Origin of the sequence: Micromonospora sp. NPDC049107, from assembly GCF_040648595.1 — a bacterium.
Taxonomy (GTDB): domain Bacteria; phylum Actinomycetota; class Actinomycetes; order Mycobacteriales; family Micromonosporaceae; genus Micromonospora.
The window spans coordinates 68,220-83,914 of sequence record NZ_JBEZEC010000007.1; the positions used below are offsets into that span (position 1 = coordinate 68,220).

At 69.2% G+C, this 15,695-nt stretch carries 10 protein-coding genes; 1 reads left to right on the plus strand and 9 read right to left on the minus strand.

Annotation, left to right across the window (positions count from 1 at the left end; all coding sequences use genetic code 11):
- Positions 1–113 precede the first annotated feature (113 nt).
- The gene (locus AB0B55_RS18190) at positions 114–971 is read left to right on the plus strand and encodes an HAD-IB family hydrolase (RefSeq protein ID WP_357172764.1); all 858 of its coding nucleotides are present in this window, start codon (positions 114–116) and stop codon (positions 969–971) included.
- A 3-nt stretch (positions 972–974) separates the two neighbouring features.
- Here the strand turns inward: AB0B55_RS18190 and AB0B55_RS18195 are convergent, their stop codons facing one another.
- From AB0B55_RS18195 to AB0B55_RS18235, 9 genes are all read right to left on the minus strand, one after another.
- On the minus strand, positions 975–1,832 hold the full coding sequence (locus AB0B55_RS18195) for a lysophospholipid acyltransferase family protein (protein WP_357172768.1): 858 nt from the start codon (positions 1,830–1,832) through the stop codon (positions 975–977).
- A gap of 329 nt (positions 1,833–2,161) precedes the next feature.
- The gene (locus AB0B55_RS18200) at positions 2,162–3,238 is read right to left on the minus strand and encodes an NAD-dependent epimerase/dehydratase family protein (protein WP_357172339.1); all 1,077 of its coding nucleotides are present in this window, start codon (positions 3,236–3,238) and stop codon (positions 2,162–2,164) included.
- Between the two features lie 116 nt (positions 3,239–3,354).
- On the minus strand, positions 3,355–3,456 hold the full coding sequence (locus tag AB0B55_RS18205; RefSeq protein WP_007465623.1) for an AURKAIP1/COX24 domain-containing protein: 102 nt from the start codon (positions 3,454–3,456) through the stop codon (positions 3,355–3,357).
- A gap of 214 nt (positions 3,457–3,670) precedes the next feature.
- On the minus strand, positions 3,671–3,880 hold the full coding sequence (locus AB0B55_RS18210; protein ID WP_007465625.1) for a helix-turn-helix domain-containing protein: 210 nt from the start codon (positions 3,878–3,880) through the stop codon (positions 3,671–3,673).
- 260 nt (positions 3,881–4,140) lie between these two features.
- Positions 4,141–5,325, minus strand: a complete 1,185-nt coding sequence (locus tag AB0B55_RS18215; protein WP_357129170.1) for an ABC transporter permease — start codon at positions 5,323–5,325, stop codon at positions 4,141–4,143.
- Positions 5,322–6,215 (minus strand): ABC transporter ATP-binding protein, encoded by an 894-nt coding sequence (locus AB0B55_RS18220; RefSeq protein ID WP_357129167.1) that lies wholly within the window; start codon positions 6,213–6,215, stop codon positions 5,322–5,324. The genes AB0B55_RS18215 and AB0B55_RS18220 overlap by 4 nt, the downstream gene beginning before the upstream one ends.
- Positions 6,212–7,594 (minus strand): efflux RND transporter periplasmic adaptor subunit, encoded by a 1,383-nt coding sequence (locus tag AB0B55_RS18225; RefSeq protein ID WP_357172342.1) that lies wholly within the window; start codon positions 7,592–7,594, stop codon positions 6,212–6,214. The genes AB0B55_RS18220 and AB0B55_RS18225 overlap by 4 nt, the downstream gene beginning before the upstream one ends.
- A gap of 394 nt (positions 7,595–7,988) precedes the next feature.
- Positions 7,989–8,567 (minus strand): hypothetical protein, encoded by a 579-nt coding sequence (locus AB0B55_RS18230; protein ID WP_357172345.1) that lies wholly within the window; start codon positions 8,565–8,567, stop codon positions 7,989–7,991.
- A complete protein-coding gene (locus AB0B55_RS18235; protein ID WP_357172348.1) occupies positions 8,567–15,511 on the minus strand; it encodes an RHS repeat-associated core domain-containing protein in 6,945 nt (2,314 codons plus the stop codon). The genes AB0B55_RS18230 and AB0B55_RS18235 overlap by 1 nt, the downstream gene beginning before the upstream one ends.
- Positions 15,512–15,695: the final 184 nt, after the last annotated feature.

Below are 15,695 nucleotides of genomic sequence, written 5' to 3' on the forward strand. Positions count from 1 at the left end.
TCGCGGCACGGTTTTCTGTGCCCGGCCGGTCGGTCGTGCGTTCCGGATACCCTCGCTGGAGGCATCGTCGTAGCTGCGGAAGGAGGGGAAGTCGCGTGGCGCGCAGCCGCAGGATGACGGTCAGCACCGACGTTCAGGGACACACCGCCGGTTGGGCGGAGACCGACCTGGCGTCGGTCACCCCGCCCGCACCGGACCCGACCGCCGCCGCCTTCTTCGACGTCGACAACACGATGATGCAGGGCGCGTCGATCTACTGGTTCGCCCGGGGGCTCGCCGCCCGGAACTACTTCACGACCGCCGACCTGGCCCGCTTCGCCTGGCAGCAGCTCCGGTTCCGGTTGCTCGCCCGCGAGCACGCGGGCGACATGTCCCAGGCGAAGGAGGCCGCGCTGGCCTTCGTCGAGGGGTGGCGGGTCGACGACGTGGAACGCCTCTCGGAGGAGATCTTCGACGAGCTGATGGCCCCCCGGATCTGGGCCGGTACCCGCCAGCTCGCCCAACGCCACCTGGACGCCGGCCAGCGCGTGTGGCTGGTCAGCGCCGCCCCGGTCGAGATCGGCCGGGTGATCGCCGCCCGACTCGGCCTGACCGGTGCGATCGGCACGGTGGCCGAGGTGCGGGCCGGGGCGTACACCGGGCGGTTGGTGGGCGATCTCATGCACGGGCCGGCGAAGGCCGAGGCGGTCACCCAGCTCGCCGCCGTGGAAGGGCTGGACCTGAGCCGCTGCGCGGCGTACAGCGACTCGGCCAACGACCTGCCGATGCTCTCCGCGGTGGGCCGGGCGGTCGCGGTCAACCCGGACGGCGCGCTGCTGCGGCAGGCCCGCCAGCGCGGCTGGGAGGTACGGGACTTCCGTACCGGCCGCCGAGCCGTCAAGATCGCCGTACCGTCGACGGCGGCGGCCGGGCTGGTCGCTGGCGCGGTCACCGCCGGCCTGGCCCTCCAGCGTCGCCGTCGCGCCGGCTGAGCGTCAGGGGCCGAACGGATCGGGTCGCCGTTCCAGCAGCGTGTGCAGGGTCTGCTGGATGGTCTCCCGCACCTGGTCGGCGAGGTTGAAGACGACCAGCGGATCGTCCGCCGAATCGGTCAGGTGGGCGGTGGGGATCGGTGGGCAGAACTCGATCAGCCACTTGCTGGGCAGCGGCACCATCCCCAGCGGCCCGAGCCACGGAAAGGTCGGCGTGACCGGGAAGTACGGGAGCTTGAGCAGTCGCGCGAGGGGTTTGATGTCGGCGAGCATCGGATAGATCTCCTCGCCGCCGACGATGGCGACCGGAACGATCGGGGTGCCGGTGCGCAGCGCGGCCGAGACGAAGCCGCCCCGACCGAACCGTTGCAGCTTGTACCGGTCCGCGTAGAGCTTGCCGATGCCCTTGAACCCCTCGGGGAACACGCCGACCAGCTCGCCACCGCCGAGTAGCCGCTCGGCGTCCGGGTTGCAGGCCACCGTGCCGCCGGTCTTGCGGGCGATCTCCGACACCACCGGCATCCGAAACACCAGGTCGGCGCCGAGCAGGCGCAGGTAGCGGCGGGCCGGATGCTTGTCGTGCAGGGCCGCCGACAGGATCAACGCGTCCAACGCCACGGTGCCGGAGTGGTTGCCGACCACCAGGGCGGGCCCGTCGCCGGGTACGTGCTCCACCCCGCTGACCTCGGTACGGAACCAGTCCCGGTAGAGCAGCCGCAGCAACGGGTGAAAGACCGCGTCGGTCAACTCCGGGTCGAAACCGAACTCGTCGACCTCGTAGTCCCCGGCCAACCGTCGACGCAGGAACGCCAGGCCGTTGGCGACCCGGCGGTCCCACTGGTCCCCGGGCCGATCCGCCACCGCTGGCGCGGTGCCACCGCCGGAAGCCGGCGCGCTTGTGCCACCGCCGGAAGCCGGCAGGCTTGTGCCGCCGGGCGTCGGCGCGGTGCCACCGGAGGCGGGCGGGTTTCCGCTGGCCGGCTCGTCGGTGGCGCCGGTGTCGACCTCGTCGGCGGACGTACCCGCCGGGCCGTCGGTCGGCGTGTCGACCTCGTCAGCGGGTGTCGCGGTGGGCGCGAGCCGGGCCGCCGGGCGGTGGCCGTTGCGCCGCGCCGGCTCCGCATCCGGCACGGGCGGAACCAGCGGTACGTCGAACCGCCCGATCCCCTGCGGGTCCTGCCCCTGCCCGGTCACGATGTGCGCTCCCGAACCGCGGCACGGACCTGCCGGATGCCGTCCAGAACCAACTGTTCGGCGGCGGCCAACTGCCCCCGGCTGAGCACCGCCCTACCGTGGTGGGCGCGGATGAAGTCCTCGAACGCCTCGGCCGTGGAGCGCGGCGTGAAGCCGTACTCCTGCTCAAGGCGCGTGGTGTCGACGACCCGGCCGTGCACGAAGAGATCGACCTGGTCGAGGCCGTAGCGGCCGACCCCCATGGTGCGGGCCAGCGCCGCCGCGCCGGACAGCCCCGGCTCGAGCACCGGCACGGCCACCCGCCCGGCCCGCCGGATCGCCTGGGACAGCGACAGCACGCCCGGACCGGCGACGTTGTAGGTGCCCGGATGGTCTTCCACGATCGACCGGTGCAGCACCTCCAACGCGTCGTCGAAGTGCAGGAACTGCAGCCGGGGATCGCGGCCGAACACGGTCGGCACGAACGGCTGCGCGAAGTAGCGCGTCAGGGTCGTGTCGGCGGTCGAACCGATGAACGGGGCGAAACGCAGCACCGTCGCGGTCACGTCGGCCCGACGGCGACGGAAACCTCGGACGTACCCCTCGACGTCGAGGATGTCGCGGCCGAAACCGCCGCGCGGCACCTCGCGCGGCTCGGTCTCCTCGGTGAACACCGCCGGGTCGCGGAACGACACCCCGTACGCGGCGGTCGACGACCGGACCACGAGCTTGCGGAGGCGGGGCGCCCGCTGGCAGGCGGCGAGGAGCTGCATGGTCCCGATGACGTTCTGGTCCTTCATGGCCGACCGGCCACCGTGCTGCCGGTCGGGAGAGCTGACCAACGCGAGGTGGACCACCGCGTCGACGTCCAGATCGGCGAGGAGCCCACCGAGCGAAGCCGGGTCGACACGGATCCGCTCGACCCGGTCCAGCAGATCGGTGAACTCGGCGGCCGACTCCGGCGCGTCCACACCGATGACCCGCTCGATACGCGGATCGGCGGCCAGTCGGGCCGCCACGTGGGCGCCCAGGTAACGACCGACCCCGGTCACGACGACGACCCCCGGAGCACCTGGGGTGCTACCGGGGGTCATCTGACGCACCTACCCCGACAGGCGGGATCGAGCCGGGACGACCACGGCCTGATCACCTGAGCCTCCGGAGGTCGACAGTTTGGCAAGCGACGCTGCCGGGCAGAGCCCGGCGCCGGTCACTTGCCGAGACGGCGACGCTGGACGCGGGTCTTACGCAGCAGCTTGCGGTGCTTCTTCTTAGCCATGCGCTTACGGCGCTTCTTGACCACCGAGCCCATACGACAGCCTTTCGATACAACGTGCGGGGCGGACCGGATGACACCACGCAGGTGACGACGGAGACCGCATGCGGACAACGGACCGGACCAGTCTGGGCGGCGGGGCGCACCGGCAGGGTCTCGGTCGCGCTCCAGGGTAGCCGCAGAGCCTCAGCAGGACCAACGCGCCCCCGTCCATGACGCCTAGGGGGCGCTCAATCGGCCGTCCGGTGGCTCAGGCGGTTTCCTGAAAGGCGCCTCGCAGGTATTCGTGCACCGCGTGCTCGGGCACCCGGAACGACCGGCCCACCCGGACCGCGGTCAGCTCACCGCTGTGCACGAGACGATAGACCGTCATCTTCGACACCCGCATGACCGTCGCCACCTCCGCGACGGTCAGGAACTTGACCTCCGACAGCCGTCCGTCGGACTGCGACCCGGCCATGGCTCACCGACCCATCCCATGCCCGGCGCGGGCCAACCCGACGGATGCTCCGGGCCGGGCGGCGACGCGCGTGTTACCAGTACGGTAGCGGGGCCGCTGTGACCGGCGCGATCCCTTCGTACAACTGATCATGTTTCGGTGGTCGGTTCACCCGATCCGACCGGCCGTTATCTCCCCGGCTGCGTCCGTCGTCCGGTTGCTCACTCGGCACGCAGCGCCACCACGGTTGCTCACTCGGCGCGCAGCGCCACCACGGTTGCTCACTCGGCGCGCAGCGCCACCACCGGGTCGAGCCGGCCGGCGCGCTGCGCGGGAACCACGCCGAAGACGATCCCCACCGCCGCCGACACACCGAAGGCCAGCGCCAGCGACCACCACGTGATCGCGGCGGGGATCGGTGACAACGCGTCCACCAGCAGGGCGGTACCCACGCCCAGCGCCATCCCGGTCAGCCCGCCGATGGTGGTGAGCAGCACCGCCTCCAGCAGGAACTGCACGCCGATGTCGCGGGGTCGGGCGCCGACGGCCTTGCGCAGCCCGATCTCCCGGGTCCGCTCGCGGACGCTGACCAGCATGATGTTGGAGACGCCGACGCCGCCGACGAGCAGCGAGATGCCGGCGATGGCGGCGAGCACACCGGTGAGTACGCCGAGGATGTCGCCGAGCACACCGAGGATCTGCTGCTGCGTGACCGCGCTGAACTCGGTGTCCGGGTGCCGGCGGTTCAGCTCCGCGACGATGCGTTCGCCCAGCTCGTCGATCCGTTCCCGGTCGGGCGCCTTGACGGCGATGCCGTCCACCCGCTGGGTGCCCCAGAGGCGCTGCGCGGCGGTCACCGGTACGTGCACCTCGTCGTCCCGGTCGACGCCGAGACTCTGCCCGAGGGGCGCGAACACGCCGATGACCCGGAACCGTACGCCGGCGAGGGTCACCTGCTGGCCCAGCGGATCGCGGTCGGGGAACAACGCGCGGGCCACCGAGTCGCCGAGCACCGCGACCCGCCGGCTGGTGTCCACGTCCGTGCCGGTGAGATAGCGGCCCCGGGCCAACGAGCGGGTGAACACCGTCGGCGTGGTCTCCAGCACGCCCTGGACGGTGGTGAAGTCCGAGCGCGCGCCGGCCCGCGCGGTCGCCCCCGAGGCGACGGTGACCGCGACCCGCTGGGGATCGCCGACGACGCGGGAGACCGCCTCGGCGTCCTTGAGCGTCAACGGCGAGACCACCGGCGCGGTGCCCACCTCGATCTTGCCGGGGACCACCAGCAGCAGGTTGGAGCCGAGCCCCTCGACCTGCTGCTCCACCTTCTGCTTCGTGCCGGTGCCGATGGCGACCAGCAACACCACCGACGCGACCCCGATGATCACGCCGAGCATGGTGAGCGAGCTGCGCAGCCGATTGGCGCGCAACGCGTCCAGCGCGACCCGCCACGCCTCGGCGACCCTCACGCCGCACCGTCCTCGGGCTCGTCGCGGTTTGGGCCGGGGTCGAGCGGAAGGCGTCCGGTGGCTCCGGCGGCGCCACCGGAGCCACCGGACGGGTGCCCCGGGCCGTTTCCGGACACGGACCGGGGCTCCGCGCTGGGAGCGGGCACCAGTGTCTCAGGTCGACCGTGATCGACGGACGGCGGTCGATCATGAAGGACGTCGGCGCTGTCCGCCACCACCACACCGTCGCGCATGGTGATCCGGCGGGCGGCCCGCGCCGCCACCTCCTGGTCGTGGGTGACCATCACCAGCGCCACCCCGGACTCCGCGTTCAACCGCTCCAACAGTTCCAGGACGGCCGCGCCGGTCACACTGTCCAGGTTGCCGGTCGGCTCGTCGGCCAGCAGCACCGTCGGCTCGGTGACCAGCGCGCGGGCGATGGCGACCCGCTGCTGCTCGCCACCGGACATCTGGTTGGGCCGGTGGTCCAGCCGGTGCCCGAGACCGACCCGGCCCAGCATCGCCGCCGCCCGCTCCCGGCGCTGCCGGGCCGACACCCCCCGATAGACCAGCGGCAACGCCACGTTCTCCACCGCCGACGTACGCGGCAGCAGGTGGAACGCCTGGAACACGAAGCCGATCGTCTCGTTGCGCAGGGCGGCCATCTCCGGCGGCGAGAGGGTGTTGACGTCCCGCCCGCCGATCACCAACCGTCCACCGGTCGGCCGGTCGAGACCGCCCAGCAGGTGCATGAGCGTGGACTTGCCGGAGCCGGACGGCCCCACCAGCGCCACGTAGTCCCCCGGCTGCACGGTCAGCGAGACCCCGCGCAGCGCCTCGACCGACACCCCGTCGAGCTGGTACGTGCGCGACACGTCCACCGCCTCGATTGCCGGCGGGGTGTCGCTCACCGCACCTCCTGACCGTCGCGCACCTGGTCGGTGCCGCGCACCACGATGCGGTCGCCGGCCTGGACGCCGTTGAGGATCTGCACCAGGTCGGACCCCTGGACGCCCACGGTCACCGGCGCGCGGTCGGCCTTTCCGTCGCGGACCACCCACACGGCGTCCCGACCGTCGGCGGAGAAGACGGCCGAGGCGGGGACGGTCACCGCGTCGGCCGCCTCCCGTACGCGCAGGTGCACGATCGCGTTCATGCCGGGACGGGGCGTGGGGGCGGGCTCGTCCTCGGCCAGCCTTCCCGCGCCCAGCGCGAGGCGTACCCGATAGGTGACCCCGCCCTGCGCGGAGCTGGTGGGGAGCACGTCGACCGAGCGGACCGTGGCGTCGTAGCTGGCTCCGGTCACGGCGTCCAGCTCGACGGTGGCGGTCACGCCGGGCTTGACCAGCAGCACGTCGGTCTCGTCGACGTCGGCGAGCAGTCCGAGCTGCCCGGTGTCCACGATGGTCAGCACGGGCGTGCCGGCGGTGACCTGACCGCCGACCACGACGGCGTCGTCGACGCCGGCCGGCGGGCCGCCCTGCGCCGGTGACAGGGCCGACGGGTCGATCCCGGCCCCACCGGCCTGTTCCAACAGCCCGGCCAGGCCGCCGCTCGGGCCACCGCCGGCCCGGGTGCCGCCCGGCTGCACCACCCCGCCGATGGGGGCGCGCAGGGTCAACGCGTCGACGGTCGCCTTGGCCAGGTCGTACGCCTGCTGGGCCTGTAGCCGTTGCGCCGCGGACAGCGAGCCGACGGCGGAGTTCAACCCGCTGATCCCCCGCTGCACCGCGCGGACGGCCTCGTCGGCGCTCTGCGCGGCGGCGGCGTACTGCCGCTGGGCGGACGTCACCTGGGCCAGCAGCGCGTCCCGCAACTGCTGGTCGGCAATCTTCTCGGCGGCCTTGCGAGCGGCGTCGAACGCCTCGTCGGCGGCCTTGTCGGTGCCCCGCCGGCTGCTGGTCAGGTTGCCGGTGGAGACGCCCCGGCCGGCGCGCTTCGCGGCGTCCAGCGCCTCCTTCGCCTGGCGCAGCCGGGCCTGGGCCGACGGGGACGCGACCACCGCGAGCACCTGACCGCGCTTCACCCGCTGTCCAGGCTGGACCCGCAGGCTGGCCAGGGTGCCGTCGGCGGGCGAGGTGAGGCTGGCGGCGGCGCGGGCCGTCACCGTCGCCGGAGCGTCGATCACCTCGCTGACCGGGTTACGGGCGGCCGAGGCGAGCGCGACCGGCGGTTGGTCGTCACCGCAGGACGCGGCGGTGGTGGCGGTGAGGACGGCGACGGCGGTCAGGGCGATGAGCAGGCGGGGCCGCGTGGCGCTTGCGGGCCTCGGCAGGTCGGGGCTGCGCATCCACTCATCCTATGGGGCTGGCCGTGGCAACCTTAGCGGCCGAGCAGCAGGTGCAGCCGACTCAACTGACTGAGGCTCTGGCTTCGAAATCGACCGCCGTACCGATCGAAATGAAGGGGCAGCGCCAGCCATGTTCAACAGGCGCTCAGACGTTACAGTCCGTCACTATAGCAATGTCCATGTATATCAATGATCCGTTGACATCAACGTCGACAGCAACCGACGCAGACGCCGTCAACCATCGGCACACGTTCGCGGCGAACGCCAGCCCGGCCACCTTCGCGCTGACTACCAGATCATGTTACGAGCGGGTGCATCAACAACGCTGGAGAAGCCTGCACTTGATCTTGGAAATGGCGTCAGATGGAGGACCAGACTTTGTGAAATCCCCTCCTTAAAACTCACCCCACGCCGATTGAGCGCTAGATCCAACTGTGAATGCCCTGGCTTCCGTTTCGTCAAATATTGCCACCAGGCCATCTGGCAGATACCCGAGGTCATCACCACTCATTTCGCCGAGCGCGACGACAGCCGACCGGCCATGGGAAAAGTCGAAGCGCATTGACCAAAGCGCTTCCGGGCATCCTTCGTTAGGAACGTGAAAAGCGCCCACTATATTCGCGATTGTCTCTCCAAGCAACGGCCGCCACTCCGGCGTTGCGCTTACGTCGAGGAAGTCGACGCTGCCAAACTCCCCGGCAAGAGAATCCGTCAAGAGACCAACACCCAGCCCTTCGTTTAGCCCTTGCATTTCCCAGCGCACCACGAGTGACCCTCCCCCCTCCAGGGAGAACTTGAGCGCCATGTCAATCTCATGAACAGTGTCGTGACGATGCCCATTCGGCCACTCGCCACCAGATACAGGCTGATAGCCGACGGCCGAAACATTTTGGCCGACCACCTTTGCAGCGAGCACATCGAAAGCTCTTGGCTGCCCAGCAGCAAGATCCCACGGGAGGATGATCTTGTCCATTAATACCGCCCAAAGTATTGGAATGCGCCATTCTGATCAAAGGTAGCACCAAAACCTCGCTGGCCTGTTGGCCCCGGCATTGTGTACCTCGTCCCGCCCCGAAAACCTCCGCTAGTGACTGGAGAGCTTGTCGTCGCCGGGTTTGTCAGAATGTCGTCCAAGAGATTCTGGCCTGCCTCATCCAACTGCGCACCAGGAACGGCATCCAATTCACCACGATCCATGTGCTTTTGATACGCCCGACCTGCCGCCGTCCTACCACCCTTAGCGGCCCGCTGCCCGCTTTGCGACAGCGCAGTCAGGTCCGGAGTGCATGGTCCTGTGTTGTGCACGAGGACCGGGGTTTTGCCGGCGAGCACATAGTACGTGTGGATGCCATCAACGGTTAGGTTGTAAGCGAGGGCGGCGTGGACAGTGTCGGGGCGGAGGCCCACCGCCAATCGGGTTCGGCCGTCCGATGACAACACGAGGTCGCCCGCGTCGAGCTCGTCAGCCCGCTGCCACTCCCGGTCTGTCTGGTTCCAGAACGGATGATCCTCGGTCGTGGTGATCACCGCGCCAACCAGCTGGAGCTCGATGAGATCGTCCTGGTGGACCCAGACATGAGTGATGACTCGGGGACCCTGCTCACCGGTCTCCGGGTCCGCCGCCATCACCTCGTCTCCGGCCTCCAACTCATCCAGTCGCTTGGTGGCGCCATCGGCCATCAGGACTTCGGTTTCACCGCTGAAGCTCATGCAGCCGCAGTTACAGCCACCGCCGCGACCAGGACGCCCACCCTGTAGTCCCGTACGGGCCGCCGCGTTGGCCGCGCCGATCGCACCGCTCTGGAACATCTCGTCTGCTGGCAAGGTCGCTGCCAAGATGTCGACGTACGGGCTGTAGAGCTGCTCGATCCACTCCTGGCAGCCGCCCGGCCGTCCCATGTCGTGGCAGATGTTCATGGCGAGCGCGCGCTCGTCCTGCGCCTCGAGTAGGTCGTTGCTGAAGGCCGACGCCGAAAGCCACTCGGCACGCTGATCGTTCCACCGGCGGGCGAACTCCTCCAGCGGCACCGTTTCGGGCACCACGATCACTTTTCCGAGGACTCGGGGATGCTCCCGCTTCCGGTCCCTGGTGCTCGTCTTGCCGTTCGCGTCGCCCCACGCGATGTTCGCATCGGTGCCGCAGCCACCCGGGCAGCCGCCGGCACCCCGACCGTCGCCCTCCTTCAGCGGACGCGGGTCGTAACCGCGGCAGTCGTACTCCCGGCAGTCGGCGGGGATCAGACCGTCCGGGTCGCTCATCGTGACCGGGGAGTTGTTGGCGTAGGAGTAACCATTCCACTGCTGCGGATCGGCCGGGTCCTGCAACGGGTCCACCGAGACGAACCGACCGATGCTCGGGTCGTAGTTGCGGGCGCTGACCTGGGTCAGGCCGGTGTTCGTGTTGAGTGGCTGGTTGAGGAAGCCGCGGTTGTCCGGTGCCGTGACGGTGGAGCCGCGCGGCGCGCCGTACGGGGTGTACTGCCGCCAGGTCGGCACCTGGGCCGTGTTGTTCAGGTAGAGGCTGGGCGTGCCCTGGTGGTCGGGGATGGTGAACCCGTACGCGTTGCCACTACCCGTGCGGTAGGCCATCGCGCCGCTCGGCAGCGGGTAGTAGCGGGTGCCGCTGAGCGCCTGGGTATTGGTGTTGAGGGTGATCTGCTGACCGGGCAGGTAGAGGGTGGTGACCCCCGGGTCCTTCTGGATCAGCAGGTTGCCGTCGGCGTCGTACAGGAAAGAGCTGTTGCCGTCCGTGCCGCCGGTCACCGACGCCAACTCACCCGCGTCGTCCCAGTTCAGGGTCTGGGTGCCCTGTCCGGCCTTGCGGGTGGTCATGTTGCCCGCGTCGTCGTAGCCGTACGACGTGCTGCCGGTGAGCCCACCGGTGGTGGTGGTGCTCGTCAACGTGTGCGGCTGGCCCTTGGCGTTGCCGTCGTAGGTGTAGCCGGTGGTGGTGTCGTTACCCCCGGTCAGTGAGTACTGGGTCTGGCTGCTCCGGTTGCCGAGCGGGTCGACGCTCCACTCGGTCCAGTAGGCGCTGGTGGCGCCGATGCCGCTGCCGACCATGGCCCGGTTACCGACGGTCGGCGCGACGGCGCAACCGTCGGTCGCCGTCCACGCCTTGGTGAGCCGCCGCAGTGCGTCGTACCGGTAGCACTCCGTCTCGGAGACCGTCGTCGGCTCGTAACGGGTGTTGACCGTCTTCGTGATGTTGCCGTACGTGTCGTACTCGTAGCTCTGCTTGTCGACGTCCGTGGTCGTGGTCGTCGTCTTGGTCACCAGTTGCTGATTCAGCCGCCCGTTGTGATCGTCGTAGATGTTGACGATGGAGGCCACGCTCGGCGGGAGGCCGACCACGTTGCGGGTGATCCGACCCCAGGCGTCGTAGTCCGCGGACGCGCTGTAGCCGGCCAGCCCCGCGGTGACGGTCGGCAGGTCCAGGATTCCGCTGTAGCTACGGATAACGGTTTCGGCAGGCAGGTTGCCGCGCGCCGGATAGGTGTCGGTGAGGGGGATTCCGATCGTTGCCGAGTAGGTGTGCCCGAACGCGTACGTGTTGCCGAGCGCCCCCTCGACGGCGGGAATGGTGATCGTCTCGCCCTTCGAGTTGCCGAAGGAGTCGAAGTTGATCCACTGGGTGCTGTACTCGGCGCCGTTGCGGAAGGCGGTCGCGGTGGTCAGCTTGCCGATCGCGTTCGTGATCGACGCCGCGTTGTTGTCGTTGTCGTACACCCAGGCGGCCAGCTTGTTGCTGGCCGACTGCGCCGACGTCGGCGCGGCGAAGCTCGCCGTGCGACGGTTGATCTTGTCGAAGGTGGCCGAGGTGGTCTTGCCACGGCCGTCCGTCGACTCGATGACGTTGCCGGCGCCGTCATAGCGCATGCTGCTGGTGCCGGCGTCCGGGTCGTCCTTGCCGGTCACCCGACCCAGCAGGTTGTACGTGGTGGTCCACACGTTGCCGGCACTGTCGGTCAGGGTCGACTGGTTGCCGTGGCCGTCGTACCCGTAGCTGCTGTCTACCGTGGTACCGCCGGTCAAGCGGTACAGGCCGGTGAAGGAGTTACTCGGCGACACCAGCGCCGGCGCGGCCGTGTACTGGAGTTGCTTCTCCAGCCGGCCCATCGGGTCGTTGACGGTCGCGGTGACGGTGCCGCCGGTCGGCGGGATGACCGTCGTGCGGTCCCCGTTGTACACGGTCCTGGTCGACGATTTCACCACGCCGTCGCGTGCGCTCTCGGCCAGGATGACCCGGCCGAGCCCGTCGTAGGTGTTGTAGGTCTGGTTCAGGGCCTTCTTGACCAACGAGTCCGTGTACGACGGCGTGGTGTTCGGCCCGGTGGAGGCGTCCCACCAGCCGTTGTAGGTCGCCCGCACCCAACCCCGACTGTCGTAGAACGAGTCGGAGATCATCCGACCACCCGGGTTCGTGTCCGACTGGGTCTGCCGCACCCGGTAGAGGGCGTCGTAGATGGTGGTCGAGGTCCGGTACGAGTTGTTCTTGTTGAGGGTTTCGGTCGTCGTGGCGGTCACCCCGGTGTTCGACACCGCGTAGCTGTGCTTCACGTTCGCCAGCGCGCTCGTGGGCCGGGACGCCAGCCAGACCGCCGTCAACCGACCGAGCGCGTCGTACTGGGTGCTGGTGACCACCCCGTTGGCGTCGGTGCTGCTCGTGGGCAGATTGCGCAGCGTGGTGATGGTCGTGGAGGTGGCGTGACCCTCCGCGTTCTCCAACTTCATGCCGGTGGTCAGACCGGCCGTATTGTCGGTGTAGGTGGTGATGGTCTTGTTGCCGTTACCGTCCCAGCTTCCGGTCACCCGCCCGTACGCGTCGAACTCGGCCTTGTCGGTGGTCTGGTAGACGTACGCACCGGAGACCCAGTCGGACGCCTTGCGAACCATCGTGACGTTGCCCCGCGTCGGGGCGGCCTGCGGAAACGCCTCCGCGAACTGCGTGTCGTCGTAGTAGGTCCGAACGTGCGAGACGACCTGCGCCGGCCGGCTGACCGTGGTCGGGGCGGCCAGCGTGTTGGTGCTGCCCGGCACCGAGGCCGGCGAGCCGGCGCGGAAGCCGGCGCAGGCCACCGACACCGTCTCGATCTGGCTGGTCAGGCCGACCAGGTTGAGACCGGTGTTGGCCGCGGCGTACGTCGTGCTCGTACACCGGTCGTAGGTGGGATTCGCCGGCACAGTGTGGTCGTACGAGTGTTGCAACAGCCCGAAGGTCGGCGAGCTGATCGACGAGTCGTACGACATGTCGGACTGGCTGTACCGCCAGGTGGTGCTGGCGCCGGAGGTGACGGCCTGCCGCCGCCACGTCTGCACCGGCGCGGTGAACGTCGCGGTCAGGTCCGGGAGTCCGGTGCGGCTCCGGGTCGCGGTCGCGTCCGAAACCCAGTACGAGGTGACCGTCGAGCTGTCGACCGGGCCGCCGTCGCCCAGGTACGAGGTGGTCTCCAGAGCACGACCAGCGAGCTGGTCGACGTCCTCGTGGACCCCTCCCGCGCTGTCGGTGACGGTGGCGACCGCGGTGCTGTTGTTCTTGCTCATGCCCCGGTAGTAGGTGGTCTCGGCCAACGTGCGGGGGTCGTTCACGCCGTCACCGTTGCGTACCCGGACCTTGCCGTACCCACGGAACTGGCCGTAGGTGCGGTACTTGGCCTTGACCACCTCGTTGTCGTCGTAGTGCCAGGCAGCGCCGTCGAGGTATTGGTAACTGGTGGAGGTGGCTGGCGCACCGCCGGTCGGGTCGGTCGAGGTGACCCGGGTGACGGCGTACTTGTTGAACCAGTCGCGGATCTGGTCCGGCAACCCCTCCGGGGTCCAGTAGACCGGGTAGCAGGACTTGGTGTTGGTGGCGGGACTGATCGTAACCGGCGTCGTGCAGGGTTCGGGCAGCTCGTAGCTGGGCGAGACGACCGAGCCGGTCTCGGTGGTGATCGTCGCGATGCGCTGCCGGTAGAACGAGGGGTAGCCGCTCCTGACCTCCACGCGGTTGGGGAGCTTAATGCCGGTGAACGACACCGAGGGCAGGGTGATGGCGCTGGTCGAGCCGCCGGAGGTGGTGTCACGCCCGGTACGGGTGATCGACGTCAGCCACAGCGTCGGCGCGGTGCCGTCACCTGTCGCCGGCATCGTGTGCGCGAGGGCGTAGGAATCGACCTTCTTGTACGGAGTGGTGCTGGTGTCGTACTGCTGGGTCTCGATCGAGGCCAACCGCACGGTGGAGAAGAAGGACGGGCTCCACGCCTTGCAGTCGGTGCCGGAGTTGCAGACGAGGTCGAACGGAACGTCCGGCCAGTTCGCCTTGTTCGCCTCGTTCAACGGCTTGCAGGTGCCCGACAGGCAACGGTCGTCGGTGTTGAACACCACCTGGTTGGGGACGATGCCGTACGCGCCGTTGTCACGGAAGCCGTAGTCGATCCGGGCCAGGTTGCTGTCCCGGATGTACATCACGTCCGTGGCGCCCTCGTTGCGCCCGTAGTAGTTGGTGGCCTGGTTGTAGTAGTAGGCCATCGCATTGCCGTGGACGTCCTTGACGTAGTCGAGGTTCCACCGGTACGCCATCGTGCAGACCGACGAGCTGAAGCCTGCCGAGTCGTAACAGGGGTCGCCCGAGTGCGCCGAGTAGACCGGGACGTAGTCGACCGACTTGGTCTCGGGCTTGTTGGTGGTCCACCCGGGCAGGCGGTTGCGACCGAACTCGTAGACCGTGCCGTCCCGTTCGGTCACCCGCCAGTAGTCGGTGTCCTCGGTACCGCTGCCGTTGCCCGAGTTCATTACCCGGGTGACCACGGCACCGGTGTCGTTCTGCACCTTCCAGGTGTCCTTGGCGGAGTCCCAGATGAGCGAACTCGACGATCCGTTCAACGCGATGGTGAGGATCGGGCCGGCGTAGCACCGGTCGTTCGTCTTGACCGGCGACGGGCTGCCACCCGGGTCGTCCGAGCAGGAGACGAAGGTCTGCTCGACGTACGACTTCGGGGTGGTCCAACCGTCGCCGACCCACGACGCCTGCGCGTTGGTGGCCACGGTCTGGCCGTCGACACTTGCGGAGTCGTAGGAGAGAGCCAGTTGCGGCACGAGCTTCGACCGGGTCGGCGGCACGGTCAACGGGTACGAGTAGGTGAAGGAGCCGGTACTGCCACCCGCGCTCCACGAGCCGGACGGCTTCAGGTCGGTCGCCGCGTAGTTGCCGCCCGTGCCGCCCTGCTCGCCAACACCGGCGACGGCGGCGAGGACCATCGCCGGGGCGGCCGAGCGACTGTCGCCGCCGACAGTCGTCAGCGGCACCTCGGCCGACACCGACTTGGCCGCCTGATCGTTCGTGGAAGGCACCCGGATCGGCGTCCGGCAGGCGGCGAGCGAGGGCGTGGTGAGCGCACATGCCGGCAGTTGCACGAGCCGAAGACGGGACCCGTAGTTGCCGCCGTACGCCTCGGTGAACTCGGCATAGTCGACGCCGACATGCACGGAACCGCTGGCGCGTTCACTGTCCGTCGGAGTCAGCGACAGCAATACGCCGTCCACGCCGGCGGCCTCGGTGGTCGCCCGGTCCGCGATCTGGACCCGCATCTGCCGGGGTCCGGCGTAACGACCACCCTTCGCGACCGGCGCCACCCAGACCGGGGTGCCCGCGGCACGGGTGCTCCCCGGTGCCGCGGTGCGGGTCGCCGAAGCCGAGCCGACCAGCTCCACCGTGGCCGACGCGGCCTTCGGCCATGCCGTCCGCGACGGTCGATGGGTCGACTTCGCCTGGTCAGGTGGGGTAACGAAGTGCGTGGGCAACGGCTTGACGCCGGTCACGGATCGCCCGGGCGACATGGGCGGCAGCTTGGACAGGCCGCCGTCATCGGGCTTCGCGACCGCTGGCGTCCCGGTCAGCAGGCTGGCCATCAGCGACGTCGCCGCAGTAAGCGCCACCAGACGTCTGGGCCCTGTGACCAAACGTAATCCCCCGTGCCCGACCATTGCACCCTCACCTCTGCGAGATCCGGAAAAACACGCAGGGTGTTACGTCGCGCACCCCCGTGGCGCGATCAATGTTTCACGTCGGCTCCGCACCAATGGTCACAGGAAGATAACGAATGACCGAGGTCGGACCGGC